At 70.5% G+C, this 14193-nt stretch carries 11 protein-coding genes; 5 read left to right on the top strand and 6 right to left on the bottom strand.

The genetic code is table 11. The features are described 5' to 3' along the window. Positions 1-47: 47 nt before the first annotated feature. Genes TSH58p_RS15135 through TSH58p_RS15125 form a run of 3 tightly spaced genes read left to right on the top strand, consistent with a single transcriptional unit; the run spans position 48 to position 3345 of the window. A complete protein-coding gene (locus TSH58p_RS15135) occupies positions 48-1889 on the top strand; it encodes an ABC transporter permease (RefSeq protein ID WP_109067689.1) in 1842 nt (613 codons plus the stop codon). After that, positions 1886-2632 carry an ABC transporter ATP-binding protein gene (locus tag TSH58p_RS15130; RefSeq protein ID WP_109067690.1) on the top strand — a complete coding sequence of 249 codons (747 nt, stop codon included), beginning with the start codon at positions 1886-1888 and terminating at the stop codon, positions 2630-2632. The genes TSH58p_RS15135 and TSH58p_RS15130 overlap by 4 nt, the downstream gene beginning before the upstream one ends. Next, the gene (locus tag TSH58p_RS15125) at positions 2629-3345 is read left to right on the top strand and encodes an ABC transporter ATP-binding protein (protein WP_109067691.1); all 717 of its coding nucleotides are present in this window, start codon (positions 2629-2631) and stop codon (positions 3343-3345) included. The genes TSH58p_RS15130 and TSH58p_RS15125 overlap by 4 nt, the downstream gene beginning before the upstream one ends. A gap of 4 nt (positions 3346-3349) precedes the next feature. Here TSH58p_RS15125 and TSH58p_RS15120 read toward each other — a convergent pair whose 3' ends face one another. Then, positions 3350-3595 carry a hypothetical protein gene (locus TSH58p_RS15120; RefSeq protein ID WP_109067692.1) on the bottom strand — a complete coding sequence of 82 codons (246 nt, stop codon included), beginning with the start codon at positions 3593-3595 and terminating at the stop codon, positions 3350-3352. Positions 3596-3695: 100 nt separating this feature from the next. Continuing rightward, positions 3696-4520, bottom strand: a complete 825-nt coding sequence (gene otsB / locus TSH58p_RS15115; RefSeq protein WP_109469259.1) for a trehalose-phosphatase — start codon at positions 4518-4520, stop codon at positions 3696-3698. Between the two features lie 532 nt (positions 4521-5052). Here otsB and nagA point away from each other — a divergent pair. Further along, a complete protein-coding gene (nagA, locus tag TSH58p_RS15110; RefSeq protein ID WP_199229999.1) occupies positions 5053-6240 on the top strand; it encodes an N-acetylglucosamine-6-phosphate deacetylase in 1188 nt (395 codons plus the stop codon). A gap of 237 nt (positions 6241-6477) precedes the next feature. On the opposite strand, the gene TSH58p_RS15105 is transcribed toward nagA, so the two are convergent. After that, entirely contained in the window at positions 6478-6807 is a 330-nt protein-coding gene (locus TSH58p_RS15105; RefSeq protein ID WP_109067750.1) for a hypothetical protein, read from the bottom strand. A gap of 72 nt (positions 6808-6879) precedes the next feature. Continuing rightward, positions 6880-7779, bottom strand: coding sequence for an ROK family protein (locus TSH58p_RS15100; RefSeq protein ID WP_199230002.1), 900 nt, complete (start codon positions 7777-7779; stop codon positions 6880-6882). A gap of 222 nt (positions 7780-8001) precedes the next feature. On the opposite strand from TSH58p_RS15100, the gene TSH58p_RS34555 reads away from it, so the two are divergent. After that, positions 8002-10500, top strand: a complete 2499-nt coding sequence (locus tag TSH58p_RS34555; RefSeq protein WP_109067752.1) for an ankyrin repeat domain-containing protein — start codon at positions 8002-8004, stop codon at positions 10498-10500. Positions 10501-10597: 97 nt separating this feature from the next. On the opposite strand, the gene TSH58p_RS15090 is transcribed toward TSH58p_RS34555, so the two are convergent. Both TSH58p_RS15090 and TSH58p_RS15085 read right to left on the bottom strand, forming a co-directional pair. Beyond that, positions 10598-12280, bottom strand: coding sequence for a methyl-accepting chemotaxis protein (locus tag TSH58p_RS15090; RefSeq protein WP_371732443.1), 1683 nt, complete (start codon positions 12278-12280; stop codon positions 10598-10600). A 412-nt stretch (positions 12281-12692) separates the two neighbouring features. Further along, positions 12693-14093: a dipeptidase gene (locus tag TSH58p_RS15085; protein WP_109067754.1), complete on the bottom strand. Its 1401-nt coding sequence runs from the start codon at positions 14091-14093 to the stop codon at positions 12693-12695. Between the last annotated feature and the right edge of the window lie 100 nt (positions 14094-14193).

Raw genomic sequence — 14193 nt, 5'->3', positions numbered from 1 at the left:
GGGAGGGGGCAGGACCTCGCTCCCGCAGACCCTGCCGAAAAGAGCCGATGTCCTTCTATCTCGTGCAGTTCCTCAGCGGCCTCGCCACGGCGGCGACGCTGTTCCTGGTGTCGTCCGGGCTGACCATCGTGTTCGGCGTGACGCGGATCGTGAATTTCGCGCACGGTTCCTTCTACATGCTGGGCGCCTATCTCGGCTGGACGCTGGTGGAGCGCTGGGGAACCACGCCGCTGGGCTTCTGGGGCGCGGTGGCCGCCGCCTCGCTGGCGGTCGGGCTGCTCGGCGCGCTGATGGAGGTGGGGCTGCTGCGCCGCCTCTACCGCTCGCCGGAGCTGTTCCAGCTTCTCGCCACCTTCGGCGTGGTGCTGGTGGTGCAGGACGCCGCCTCCTGGATCTGGGGATCGGAGGATCTGCTGGGCCGGCGGGCGCCGGGGCTGCGGGGCTCCGTGGACATCCTCGACCAGCCCTTCCCGCTCTTCGACCTCGTGCTGATCGGGCTGGGGCCGCTGGTGCTCGGCCTGCTCTGGCTTCTGTTCAACCGCACGCGCTGGGGCACGCTGGTCCGCGCGGCGACGCAGGACCGCGACATGGCCTCGGCGCTCGGCGTGGACCCGGCGCGGCTGTTCACCGGGGTGCTGTTCCTCGGATCGGCGCTGGCCGGGCTGGGCGGCGCCCTTCAGGTCCCGCGCGAGGCGGTGAACCTGCACATGGACATGGCCATCGTCGTCGAGGCCTTCGTCGTCGTCGTGGTCGGCGGCATGGGCAGCCTGACCGGCGCCTTCGTCGCCTCGCTGCTGATCGGGCAGTTGCAGGCCTTCGGCATCCTGGTCTTCCCGCAGATCACGCTGGTCCTGGTCTTCCTGTTCATGGCGGTGGTGCTGGTCATCCGCCCCTACGGCCTGCTCGGCCGGGCGGAGGATGCGCCGCCCACCGCCGCCAGCCCCGGCCCGCCGCTGGTCGCCGCGGGCGGCCTGGCGCGCTGGGCGCCCGCCCTGCTGCTCGCTCTCCTGGCCGCGGTGCCGCTGGTCGCCGGCGACTACGCGCTGATCGTGCTGACCGAGGTGGTGATCCTGGCGCTGCTGGCGGCCAGCCTGCATCTGCTCATCGGGCTGGGCGGCCTCGTCTCCTTCGGGCACGCCGCCTATTTCGGACTGGGGGCGTACGGCGCGGCCCTGCTGGTCAAGCATCTGGCCGCCCCCATGCCGCTGGCGCTGGCCGCCGCCCCGCTGCTCGCCGGGCTGGGGGCGCTGGCCGCCGGCTGGTTCTGCGTGCGGCGGTCGGGGCTGTATTTCGCCATGCTCACCCTGGCCTTCGCGCAGATCGTCTGGTCGGTGACCTTCCAGTGGTACGGCTTCACCGGCGGCGACAACGGCATCCTCGGCGTCTGGCCGCCGGACTGGGCGGCGGGCAAGGCCGCCTATTACTGGCTGACCCTGGCGCTGTCGGGCGGCGCGCTGCTGCTGCTGCGCCGCGCCGCCTTCGCGCCCTTCGGCTACACGCTGCGCGCCGGGCGCGATTCCGCGCTGCGCGCCGAATCGGTGGGCATCGACGTGCGCCGCCACCAGTGGCTGAGCTTCGCCCTGGCCGGCTCCGCCGCCGGTCTGGCGGGCGGGCTCTACGCCTTCGCCAAGGGCAGCGTCTTCCCCACCCTGATGGCCGTGCCGGTGTCGGTGGACGCGCTGGTCATGGTGCTGATGGGCGGCATCCAGACGCTGAGCGGCCCGGTGGTGGGTGCTGCGCTGTTCCACCTGCTGGAGACCGAGGCGATGAGCCGGACCGACTGGTGGCGGCTGGTCCTGGGCGCCATCATCCTGGTGCTGGTTCTGGCCTTCCCCAAGGGCGTCGCCGGCTTCGTCCGCGACCTGTGGACCCGTGGGAGGGACGCATGAGCCGCCGCCTCGCCGTGGAGAATCTCCAGCGCGCCTTCGGCGGCGTGCAGGCCGTGCGCGGCGTGTCCTTCGCGCTGGACGCCGGGGAGGTTCTGGCGCTGATCGGGCCGAACGGGGCCGGCAAGACCACCTGCTTCAACCTGCTGAACGGCCAGCTGCTGCCCGACGCGGGCACGGTGCGGCTGGACGGGGTGGACATCGTCGGCCTGCCGCCGCGCCGCATCTGGCGGATGGGCGTCGGGCGCACCTTCCAGATCACCGCCACCTTCGCCTCGATGACGGTGCGCGAGAATGTGCAGATGGTCCTGCTCTCGGTCCACAAGCGTCTGTTCGGTCTGTGGACCCCGGCGGCCTCCGGGTTCCGCGACGAGGCGATGGCCCTGCTGGAGCGCGTCGGCATGGGCGCCCAGGCGGAACGCCCTTGCGGCGTGCTGGCTTACGGCGACCTCAAGTGCGTCGAACTCGCCATGGCGCTGGCCGGCGATCCGAAAATCCTGCTGATGGACGAACCCACCGCCGGCATGGCCCCCGGCGAGCGGCAGGAGCTGATGGCGCTCACCTCCTCCCTCGTCCGCGAGCGCGGCCTCGCCGTCCTGTTCACGGAGCATGACATGGACGTCGTGTTCGGCCACGCCACCCGCATCATCGTGCTCGACCGCGGCCAACTGATCGCCGAGGGCACGCCCGACGCCGTGCGCGCCGACCCGCGCGTCCAGGCCGTCTATCTGGGAGGTGCGGCATGACCGGCCAGCCTCTCCTGAGCGTGCGCGGGCTCCAGGCCTGGTACGGGCGGGCGCACATCCTGACCGGCGTCGACCTGTCGGTGGAGCGGGGCGAGGTGGTCGCCCTGATGGGCCGCAACGGCGCCGGCAAGACCACGACGATGAAGGCGATCATGGGGCTGCTCGACCGGCGCGTCGGGGCGGTCGCCTTCGATGGGCGCGAGGTGTCGAGCCTGCCGCCGCACCGCATTGCGCGGCTCGGCCTCGGCTACGTGCCGGAGGACCGGCGCGTCTTCACCGACCTGACGGTGGAGGAGAATCTGGAGGTCGGCCGCCAGCCGCCCCGCGACGGCGCTCCCCATTGGACGCCGGAGCGGCTCTACGCCCTCTTCCCCAACCTCGCCGAGATGCGGGGCCGCCGCGGCGGGCGGATGAGCGGCGGCGAACAGCAGATGCTGACGCTCGCCCGCACGCTGATGGGCAACCCGTCGCTCCTGCTGCTCGACGAGCCGTCGGAGGGTCTGGCCCCGCGCATCGTGCAGCAGATGGCCGACGCCCTGCGCGCCCTGAAGGCGGAGGGGCTGTCGATCCTCGTGTCGGAGCAGAATCTCGCCTTCGCCGCGGCGGTCGCCGACCGGGCGAGCGTCATCGAGAAAGGACAGATCCGCTTCGAAGGCCCGATGCGGACCCTGCTGGAGGACGAGGCGGTGCGCCGGGCCTATCTGGCGGTGTGAAAACTCACGCCAGCATGTCGAGGACGCGCTTGGTGTTGTCCTGCGCCGCCTGCATGACCTTGACGTTGGCCGCGAAATCGGTCTGGGCGGCGGACAGGCTGACCACCACCGCCGGGTCGAGGTTGCCGGCGGCGAGCTGCGCCCCCGCCTCGTCGGCGCGGGACTGGGCGCCCTGAAGCCCCGCCAGGGCGGAGGCCTGGGCGTCGGGCAGGGACGGCATCCGCGGTGCGCCGAGCGCGCCGATGTCCATGGTGAGACCTCTCGATTGACCGGCCGATTGACCGGCCGATTGACCGGTGACCACCCTACCCCTTTTTCGGCCGAAAAGCGACGGGGAGCGGAGGGCCGGTTCACCCCTCCGCCAGCCGGGCGGCCAGACGGTCGAGAAAGGCGCCGGCCTCCGTTGGGTCCTTCAGGCTCCATCCGGCGGCGCTGGGGGCCGGCGGGTCCATGACTCGGATGCCGGCGCCCCGCCCCTCGCCACGCGCCGCCAAGGCGCGGAAGGCGTCCTCGTCCGTCTCGTCGTCGCCGAGATAGAGCGGCAGCGTCTCCGACCCCGCCAATCCCAGGGTGTCGAGCAGCGACAGGACCGCCTTGCCCTTGTCCCACGGGACGTTGGGCCGCAGTTCGTGAATCTCCTTGCCGCCGGTGACGCGCAGCTTCGGCAAGGCCGCCGCGACGCCCTGCACCGCGTCGCCCACCGACGCCTTGCGGTCCGGGGCGACCCGCCGGGTGTGGATGGCGATGGCGAAGCGCTTGCGCTCCACAAGCGCGCCCTCGACCCCGTGCAGACGGCGCAACAGCTCCGCCTCGGCCTCGTCGAGGTCGCCCAGATACTCCTCGCCGATTTGGGTGCGCAGTCCAGGGCCACGGATGTCGAAACCGTGGCTGCCGGCGTAGATCAGGTCGTCGATCCCGACATGGCGGGCCACGTCGTCCAGGTCGCGCCCGCTGACCACCGCCACCGGGCACAGTCCGGCCAGCCGCCGGATCACCGCGCGCACGGACTCGTCGAGGATCGCCAGATCGGGCCGCTCCACGATGGGCGTCAGGGTCCCGTCATAGTCGAGGAAGACGGCGGGCCGCCGGTCGCCCAGCATCGCCGCGAAGGCATCGAACCGGACGAGCGCCGACGGTTTGCCTTGGGTGGAGGCGGGGAACGGCTGGTCGGTCACGGGCGGCTCTCCTTTTGTTGTCCTGGTGCATCCTATGTGGGCGCTGTGGCGCCATCGCACGATCGGAACAACGGAAAAGCGCGCGCCCAGGTCCAGATGGGGTCCAGATGGGGAGCCTGATGCGGGGTGCCGATGCGTTAACCAGCAATGCTATCGCACCAGCCAATATTGTGACACTCCGGTCACAGCGGCTCCGCAAAAAGCAACGGCCCCGCATGGGGGCCATTGCTTCGGGGTTTGCACCCACCTGAGATCTTTGTTAATTTTGCAGCGCAGCAAGAGATTGCTGCTTCGCCCTTCTTGGGCGTTTCCTCCCTAAACTCAGGCCGCTGTTCGTCAGCGGCCTTTTTTCTGCCAGAAACCTGTCCCCTCTGGCAATCCCTAACAAGCACCATACCCCAACAAATCCAGCGCCATAGTCCTTAGGAAAAGAAGGGCTTTGGCCGCGCGACGCCCCCTTGCGCCGTGGGCCGCGCCGGGTTTTCCTGTCGGCCCACCGCCGATCCCCCGCCGCAGCCCATCGGGTGCCGAATTGAGCCTCGCACACAGCCCCGCCGACGACCGGCCGCTGAAAGCGCTCGTCAACGCCACGCTCCACACCGGCGACTCGGTGCTGGCGGGTGCCGCCCTGCTGATCGACGGGCCGACCATCGTCGCCGTCGTCGCGCCCGAGGCGATTCCGCCGGAGGCCGAGGTGACGGACCTCGGCGGCGGAATCCTCGCCCCCGGCTTTATCGACCTCCAGGTGAATGGCGGCGGCGGCGCGCTGTTCAACGACACGCCCGACCTGCCGACGCTGCGCCGCATCGCCGGGGCGCACCGCCGGTTCGGCACCACCGGCCTGCTGCCCACCCTCATCACCGATTCGGCCGACAAGCGCGCCGCCGCCGTGGCCGCCGTGCGCGCCGCGCTGGCGGAGGGAATGCCGGGCGTGCTCGGCATCCATCTGGAAGGCCCGCACATCGCGCCGGAGCGCCGCGGCGTCCACGACGCGCGCTTCATCGCGCCCCCCGACGCGGGCGACCTCGCCCTGCTCGGCGGCCTCTCCGGCCTGCCGGCCCTGGTCACGCTGGCGCCGGAAACGGTTCCGCCGGAGCCGATCCGCCGGCTGGCGGCCGCCGGCCTGCGCGTCGCCGCCGGCCACAGCGCCGCCACCTGGGCGCAGGCGAAGGCCGGCTTCGCCGCCGGCATCACCGGGGTGACCCACCTGTTCAACGCCATGAGCCCGCTCGGCTCGCGCGAGCCCGGCATGGTCGGGGCCGCTCTGGAGGACGACACGGTCTGGTGCGGGATCATCGTCGACGGGCACCATGTCCATGACGCCTCCGTCCGCCTGGCCTGGAAGGCGAAGGCCCGCGGCCGGCTGTTCCTGGTGACCGACGCGATGCCGCCGGTCGGCGCTAGCGAAGATCGCTCGGCCAACGGCTTTCCGCTCTACGGCGAGGCGATCCGGGTGGAGGACGGCCGCTGCGTCACCGCCGACGGCACGCTGGCCGGATCCGCCCTGGACATGGCGACGGCGGTGCGCAACGCCGTGGAGCGTGTCGGCATCCCGCTGGACGAGGCGCTGCGCATGGCCTCCGCCTATCCGGCCGATTTCATGGGCATGGCCGGGCGGCGCGGCCGCATCCGGCCCGGTCTGGCCGCCGACCTCGTGCATCTCGACGAGCGGCTGCGGGTGCGGGAGACCTGGATCAGCGGCAAAATGGCCGTTTCGTGAAACACCCCCTGCACGCGCGCGCAAAACTGTCGTATAGAGGCCGCAGAATTTCGACCCTCACACGCAGCATCGAGGAGAGTTACCCATGGACGTCGCCCTGATGGTTCTGGCCGTCGTGTTCTTCTTCTGGCAGACCGTTTCCGAGTGATCGGCGTCCGGATTGCCGGACAAGCGAAAGGGCGGCTCCTCGGCGGAGCCGCCCTTTCGCGTTTCTGACCCACCGGTTCGGCCGCTCCCTCAGTCGGCCAGGGCGCCGCCATGCATCTGCGGGTGTTCCAGCCGCCCATGCGCGGAGGCGACCAACCGCAACGTCTCCATAATCGTTCCGATCGCCTCGTTCAGGTCGGCCCGCCCGGCGGGGATCGGCATGCCCGATAGGACCGATTCCAGGTCGTCGGCGGCATCCTGGAGAAGGGCGCAGGCCTCCTCCAACTGACGTTTGGCCATTACGCCGTTCGCAGGATGCGATGGCGACGCCTTCCGCATATTGCGATAGGCATTCTGATTTGCAGTTTGCAGCGAAGCCCCACGCCGCGCCTTCTGAAACCCCGATATGAAGCCGAACATGGGCCTTCTCCCTTCCGTGTCGGAAGGAATAGAGCAAAAGCCGCGCCAACTCGGCGCGACCTGCCAAAGGCATCACCGGGTGGGCCAAAGCCATGCCGCGCCGCGCATACCGCTTTCGGCGCCATGGCGCGCCCGGAGGAAGCGGGTGCGGGGGGCCGGGCTCAGCGCCCAGCGCCCCCACAGGGCCGGCACAGCCTCGTACAGCCCCGGCAGGTCCGACAGGCCGCCGCCGACCACCACCGCGTCGGGGTCGAGCAGATTGATGACGGCGGCCAGCGCGCGGGCCAGCGCATCGCCATGGCGGTCCAGCGTCGCCCGGGCTTGCCCGTCGCCGGAGCGGGCGCGGGCGGCGATCTCCGGCGGGGTCAGCGCCTCCCCCGTGCGCCAATGGTGCAGGCGTGCCAGACCGGCGCCGCACAGCAGGGTCTCGATGCAGCCCTCCCGCCCGCAGCCGCAGGGCAGCGGCGGGCCGTCCTCCGCCGTACGCCAGGGCAGCGGGTTGTGCCCCCATTCGCCGGCCAGGGCGTTGGCGCCGGGCAGGATGCGCCGGTCCACGACGATCCCGCCGCCGACCCCGGTGCCCAGGATGATCCCGAAGACCAGCGGCGCTCCGGCCGCCGCCCCGTCCACCGCCTCCGACAGGACGAAGGCGTTGGCGTCGTTGGCGATCCGCACGGGACGGTTCAGCGCCCGCGACAGGTCGGCGGCGAAGGGCCGCCCGTCCAGCCAGGGCAGGTTGACCGCGTGCACGGTGCCCGCGGCGCCGTCGACGATGCCGGGCAGGCACAGCCCGACCGTGGCGTCCCGGCACCCCGCCCGGTCCTCCAGCGCCGCCACGGCGGCGGCCAGAGCCTCCAGCGTCTCCGCGTAGCCGCGCGGCGTGTCGGCGCGGTGCCGCGCCCACTCCGCCCCGTCGGGAGCCAGAAGGGTGGCGGCGATCTTCGTGCCGCCCAGATCGACGCCGATACGCATCGGACCCATGCCCATGAGGGACTCCCAAGCGCGGGTGGAGAATGAACGGAGGTGGAAAAAGCAGTCCCCCCTATAGCGCAGCGCTCCGCCCGAATCAGCCATCCCGACGCGCGCCTCCTCCATAAGAGGTGGCGGTCCCGTCCCTTTGCACCGTCGCAGGACGACGGCGGACCACTAGAGTCAGGAGTGTAACGTCCCATCAATTGGATTGCGCGCGCCCCCATGGACCGTTCCGCTCCGAAAGCCACGCCATCCTCGAATCGCTCCGCGGCGAAGGCGAAGCCCCAACCCCAGGCCGCCGGCCTGCGCCCCGACCAGACGGAGGTCTTCGACGGCCTTCTGCTGGCCCTGCTGGCGCGCAAGCGGCTTCTGGTGCTGGTCGGCGAAGCCGGGTCCGGACGGGCGGCGGTCTTCCATCAGCTCGTCGAGCAGGTCGGCTCCGACGGGGCCCTGGTGCTTCCGGTCGCCGCCAGCGCCGGGGCGCAGGTCGAGGATCTGGTGTCCGCCGCCGGTGACGCCGCCCTGCCCTCCGACAGCGACGACCGCGATTTCGACACGCTGATCGAGGAGTTGGAGGAGCGGCTGGACCTTGCCGGCACCGGACTGCTGGCGGTGGAGAACGCGGGCGTTTTGGCCGCCCCGGCGCTGGCCGACCTGATCGACCTCACCCGCTCCGAGACGCCGAGCGGGCGTTTCCTCCAGGTCCTTCTCTGCGGCACGCCGGAAATGGAGCGAACCCTGGCCCGTCCCGGACTGGCCGAGGCGGTGCGCGAGCTTGGCGTCATCTACCGCATGACGCCCGGCGCCGGCCCGTCCGTCGCGCCCACCGCCGCGATTCCATCCGCCGGGCCATCCGCCGGGCCTGCCGCCAATCCCTCCACCGGGCCGGTGGCCGCGCCGCCGCGGGCCGCGCCCCCGCCGCCGCGCCGCGCGGCGGAGCGCGACGCCAACGATTGGCCCGCCAACGACTGGGACGCGCCGGACGGCTGGACCATCCCCGAAACCGGCGGCACGGTCGCCGATCTGCCGGTCAAGCGCCCGCGCCGCCGCGCCGCGCTGGCCGGGGCGGCGATCACCACCCTGATCCTGCTGGGCGCTGCCGGGGCCGGCGTGACCCTGGCCGTGCCCAGCGCCACGCCCGAACGGGCGCTCGATTACGCCCGCCAGGGCTGGCAGGACCTCCGCGGTTTCGTGACGGAGCGGGTGCACAATCCTTTCGCCGACGAGCCCAGCCTGGGCAGCCGCGGCCCCGACACGCTGGCGCTCGCCCGGCCGCAGAACCCCTACCTCGCCTCCCTCCCCGCCGAGGCGGGTGTTCCGGTCGCCGGCCCGTCGCCGACCAGGGCCGACGCCCTGCCGCCCGCCGCCCGCACCGCGAGCCCGCCGGCCGCCCAGCCGCCAGCCCAATCTCCAGCCCAGGCCGCCGCCCCGGCGGCGGCCCCGCCGACGACCGTCGCCAGGCTCGATCCGGCGCCGCCGGCGAAGCCGGAGCAGCCGCCCGTCGCTCCGGCGGCCCAGATGCCGAAGCCGCCGGTTCCGGCCGCCGACCCGCTGGCCGCGGAGCACGCCCAGCCGCCCAAGCCGCGGGCGACGGAGTACCGCACGGAGCAGAGCGAAGGCCCGACCGGCTCCGCCACCCTGCCGCCGCTGGTCGACGAGCCGGCGCCCCAGATGGCGGCTCCGGCGATGCCGCAGCCCGCGGCCCCCACGGCGTCCACGCCCTTCTCCGCTAGCGACAACGGCCTGAACCCGCGCGTCCGCACCCTGGTCGATCAGGCCCGCCGGCAGATCGCCGCCAAGCTCCTGACCACGCCGCCGAACAACAACGCTTACGAGACGGTGTCGCGCCTGCGCGAGATCGCCCCGGCGACGCCGGAGATCCAGGACCTGCTGACGACCATGGAGGACACCTACCGCCGCTGGGCCGCGCTGGCGGAGCGCGACGGCAATTGGGACGAGGCGCGGCGCTTCTACGAGCGCGCCCTGATCGTCGCCCCCAACACCGGCGACCTGCGCGACCGCATCAAGGCGGCCGGCGAAGGGCGCGTGCTTCCCGCGACGACCGCCTCCGCCGGCGCCGCCTCCGCCGGTGCCGCCTCTGCGGCGCCCGGCACCCCGCCGGCGCCCCCGGCCACCGCCGAGGTCCGGCCCGGACTGGACAGCCGCGACGGCGCCATCGCCCTGATGCGCCGCACCGACGAGCTGAAGCGCGCCCTGGACGGCGGCGCCGATCCGAACAAGCGTGTGGACAACGGCAAGACCCTGCTGATGCTGGCCTCCGAACAGGGGCTGACCGACGCGGTGCGGCTGCTGATCGACCGCCGGGCCAAGACCGAGCTGCGCACCGCTGATGGCGCCACCGCGGTGATGTACGCCGCCTGGGGCGGGCATGAGGCGGTGATCCACGCGCTGGCCGCCGCCGGGGCGGAACTCGACGCCACCAACGACGACGGCAAGACCGCCCTGATGGCCGCCGCGGCCCGCGGCCACGACGGTGTCGTGAAGATCCTGGTCGACCGCGGCGTGTCGGTGGACCGGGTGGCCAGCCACGGCTGGTCGGCCCTGATGTACGCCGCCAACAACGGCCACGACCGCGTCGCCCGGATGCTGGTGGAGCGCGGTGCCAACCCGTTCCGCATGGACACCGCCGGCAATTCCGCCCTCACCCTCGGCGCGCTGCAGGGCCACATGCAGGTGGTCGAGGCGCTGAAGCCGCACTGACCGGCACGCCGGACGCGAAACGCCAGATGCGAAAACGGCGGGCGCCCCAGGGACGTCCGCCGTTTTCGCGTGTCGATCCTGCCGAACCGCCGTCCGCTCAGGCGGCTTTGATCTCCGTCAGGAAGCTCTCGATCTCCTTGCGCAGCGTTTCCGACTGGCGGGCCAGCTCGCCCGACGCGCTCATCACCTGACCGGCGGCGGCACCGGTCTCGCCCGCCGCCATCGTGACCTCGGTGATGCTGCCCGAGACCTGATGGGTGCCCGCCGCGGCCTCCTGGACGTTGCGGGAGATCTCGTTGGTCGCCGCGCTCTGCTCCTCGATGGCGGCGGCGATGGCGGTGGAGATGTCGTTGATCTGGCTGATGATGCCGCCGATGGCCGAGATGTCGCGCACCGCGCCGTCGGTGGCGCCCTGGATGGCGGCGATCTGGGCGGCGATCTCGTCGGTCGCCTTGGCGGTCTGGGAGGCGAGATGCTTCACCTCGCCGGCCACGACGGCGAAGCCCTTGCCGGCCTCGCCCGCCCGGGCGGCCTCGATGGTCGCGTTCAGGGCCAGCAGGTTGGTCTGGCTGGCGATGTTGGTGATGAGGCTGACCACCTCGCCGATCTTCTGGGCGGCCTCGACCAGCCCGCGCACCGTCTCGTTGGTGCGGGTCGCCTGCTCCACCGCCTGCCCGGCGATCTCCGAGGAGCGCGCCACCTGCGTCCCGATCTCGCGGATCGAGCTGGCCATCTCCTCCGCCGCGGAAGCGACGGTCTGGACGTTGGCGCTGGTCTGCTCCGCCGCCGCCTGGACGGCGGTGGCCTGGATGTTGGTCCGCTCGGCCATGGAGGTCATGCTGTTTGCGGTCGCATCCAACTCCGACGCGGCGGCGGCGACCGTGCGCAGGGAGGCCGCGGCGGAGTCCCCGAAGCGGTTCACCAGCCGTTCGACGGCTTCCACCCGGCGCTGCTTGGCCGCCTGTTCCGTCGCCTGCGCGGCGGCGAGGCGGTCCGCCTCGATCAGCCCGTCCTTGAAGACCTGAACGGCGCGGGCCATCGCCCCCAGTTCGTCCTTGCGGTCGACGCCGTCGATGGCGACGGTCAGTTCACGTCCCGCCAGACGGTTCATCACCCCGGTCAGCCGCTGGATCGGCTTGGAGACGCCGGCGACGATCGCCAGCCCCATGAGGACGCTGAGGACCGTCGCCACCACTATGGCAATGATCAGCAAGGTCTTGCTGGAACCGTAGACCGCCTCGCCCTGATCGGCGGCAAGGCGGCCGTTGCGGACGTTGAACTGGATCAGGTCACGCATCAGCGTCTGGGCCTTGCGGAATTCGACCCGCGATTCACCCCGGAAAAGCAGGGCCGCCTCGTCGAAGCGATTGGCACGGGACAGCGGAAGCAGCTTCTCCTGGCTCAGGTTCAGGTAGCGCTCCCAATGCCCCATCAGCTTCTGAAACGTCTCCGTCTCATAGCCGGACGTCAGCATTTTCTCGTACTTGCGGGCGGCATCCTTGAAATTCTCCAGAGCCGTCTGCAGAGTTTTTTCCTCCTCGGCTTTCTGATCAGCCTCGGAGGCAAGAATATGGGCGGACTCCAGAATTCGATAGAATTCAAAATAATCGGTCAGCCGAGCGACTTCGCCGACGCTGGGCAGCCAGTTATCACGGATGTCCCTTGCCGCGTCATTGACGCTTGAAATGCGATCTACGCTGAAAACCCCCAGGGTAAAAGTGAACGCAATCATGAACAAGAATGAAACTGTAATTTTCATTCTTATCGATATGTTCGACATCACCGACATCCCTCACTCCCCTTGATAATTCTATAACAAATCCACAGGAGCGCTCCCTCAGCGCGCCCCTCTACGTTCAATCGCTCCAAAAAAACGAGATAATTTGAATTATTGACCCACCCCAAGACCGCTTCAAAAATATTCTTTAATAAAAATTCAGAAATCACCGATTGTCCAACGAATGATTATTACAGCCGACAAACTTAACAGCGGATTAAAGAGTTACGAAAGCTAAGTTCTTTTTATTTTTGCTTTCGTTATTTGATGAGTGAATAAAATTTCTTTCCTGGAGCCCGATCATTTCACTGCAGGGGTCAGGGATGGCAAGAGCGCCATTGGCAATGAAAAAGCCCGCGGGCGCGAAAGGCGCAGCCGCGGGCTGAACGACGGAAACGTGTGGGAAAACTGCGGCTCAGAGAGCGGCGAAACGCGCCAGCATGGCGGCGTGGGAGCGGATGCCGTTGTGCAGGCACGTCACCTCGAACTTCTCGTTGGGCGAATGGATGCGGTCATCCTCCAGCCCGAAGCCGACGAAGATCGAGTCGAAGCCCAGCGCCTGCCGGATGTAGCCGCCGACCGGGATCGAGCCGCCGCTGCCGACCAGCGCCGGCTTATTGGCGTAGACGTCGCCCAGACCCGCCATGGCGGCGCGCAGATAGGGGCTGTCGGTCGGCACCTGGACGCCCGGCGACCGGCCGAACACCTTGATCTCCCAGCGCCCGTCCGCCGGGGTGCGCTCCTCCAGGAAGCTCCGGATGCCGGCCAGGATCTTCTCCGGGTCCTGGGCGGGTACGAGGCGGCAGGACAGCTTGGCCGACGCCTTGGAGGCGATGACCGTCTTGGACCCCTCGCCGGTGTAGCCGCCCCAGATGCCGTTGATGTCGCAGGTCGGGCGCGACCACAGCCGCTCCAGCGCGCTGCGCCCGGCCTCACCCGCCGGGGTCTTCAGCCCGACGCCGGCCAGGAAGGCGCTCTCGTCGAAGCCGAGGTCGCGCCACATCGCCTTCTCCTCGTCCGTGGGCTCGGCCACGTCGTCGTAGAAGCCGGGGAAGCGGACGCGCCCGTCCTCGTCGTGGATCTGGCCGAGGACGCGGGTCAGCGCGTTGATCGGGTTCAGCACCGCGCCGCCGAACATGCCGGAATGCAGGTCGTGGCTCGGCCCATGCAGCGTCCCCTCGACATAGAGCAGGCCGCGCAGCCGGGTGGTGATGGCCGGCGTGTCGATGTTCCAGGAGTTGGTGTCGGTGATGACGCAGACGTCGGCCTTCAGCTCCTCCGCGTTGGCCTTCAGGAAGGGCAGCAGGTTCGGACTGCCGGTCTCCTCCTCGCCCTCCAGCAGGACGGTCACGCGGATCGGCAGGGTGCCGTGCACGGCGTGCCAGGCGCGGAACGCCTCGATGAAGGTCATCACCTGGCCCTTGTCGTCCACGGCGCCGCGGGCGACGATGCGCCGGCCGTGCTCGGCTTCGACGATGGCCGGCTCGAAGGGCGGGCTGTTCCACAGCTCCAGCGGCTCCGCCGGCTGCACGTCGTAATGGCCGTAATAGAGGATGTGCGGCACACCCTCACCGCCCGGCCCCGGATGATGGGCGACGACCATGGGATGGCCGGGCGTCTCGCGCACGGAGGCGTCGAAGCCCAGCCCGCTCAGCTCGCGCGCCAGCCAATCGGCGGCGCGGCGCACGTCGCCCTTGTAGGCCGGGTCGGTGCTGACGCTGGGGATGCGCAACAGGTCGCAGAGGCGGCCCAGGGAGTCTTCGAAACTGCGGTCAACCTGCTGGAGAACGGGGTCGGCTGACAGGACGCTCGACATTCGGAACTGCCTTCGGTGTGAGTGACTGGCAGCGATGGTAGCGCATCGCGGTTCCGCGCCAAGCTCCCCAAAGCGCAGGGGTGCCATCCTCGCGACGGCG

The organism is Azospirillum sp. TSH58, assembly GCF_003119115.1.
GTDB lineage: Bacteria > Pseudomonadota > Alphaproteobacteria > Azospirillales > Azospirillaceae > Azospirillum.
Note: the sequence above shows the minus strand (reverse complement) of the source record. Positions and strands in the feature narration are given on the sequence as shown.

Excerpts from the sequence above, each read along its gene's own strand:
- TSH58p_RS34555 (WP_109067752.1), top strand. The coding sequence starts at position 8,002 with ATGGACCGTTCCGCTCCGAAAGCCACGCCATCCTCGAATCGCTCCGCG.
- TSH58p_RS15135 (WP_109067689.1), top strand. The coding sequence starts at position 48 with ATGTCCTTCTATCTCGTGCAGTTCCTCAGCGGCCTCGCCACGGCGGCG.
- TSH58p_RS15085 (WP_109067754.1), bottom strand. The coding sequence starts at position 14,093 with ATGTCGAGCGTCCTGTCAGCCGACCCCGTTCTCCAGCAGGTTGACCGC.
- TSH58p_RS15105 (WP_109067750.1), bottom strand. The coding sequence starts at position 6,807 with ATGTTCGGCTTCATATCGGGGTTTCAGAAGGCGCGGCGTGGGGCTTCG.
- TSH58p_RS15100 (WP_199230002.1), bottom strand. The coding sequence starts at position 7,779 with ATGCGTATCGGCGTCGATCTGGGCGGCACGAAGATCGCCGCCACCCTT.
- TSH58p_RS15130 (WP_109067690.1), top strand. The coding sequence starts at position 1,886 with ATGAGCCGCCGCCTCGCCGTGGAGAATCTCCAGCGCGCCTTCGGCGGC.
- TSH58p_RS15090 (WP_371732443.1), bottom strand. The coding sequence starts at position 12,280 with ATGTCGAACATATCGATAAGAATGAAAATTACAGTTTCATTCTTGTTC.
- TSH58p_RS15125 (WP_109067691.1), top strand. The coding sequence starts at position 2,629 with ATGACCGGCCAGCCTCTCCTGAGCGTGCGCGGGCTCCAGGCCTGGTAC.
- TSH58p_RS15120 (WP_109067692.1), bottom strand. The coding sequence starts at position 3,595 with ATGGACATCGGCGCGCTCGGCGCACCGCGGATGCCGTCCCTGCCCGAC.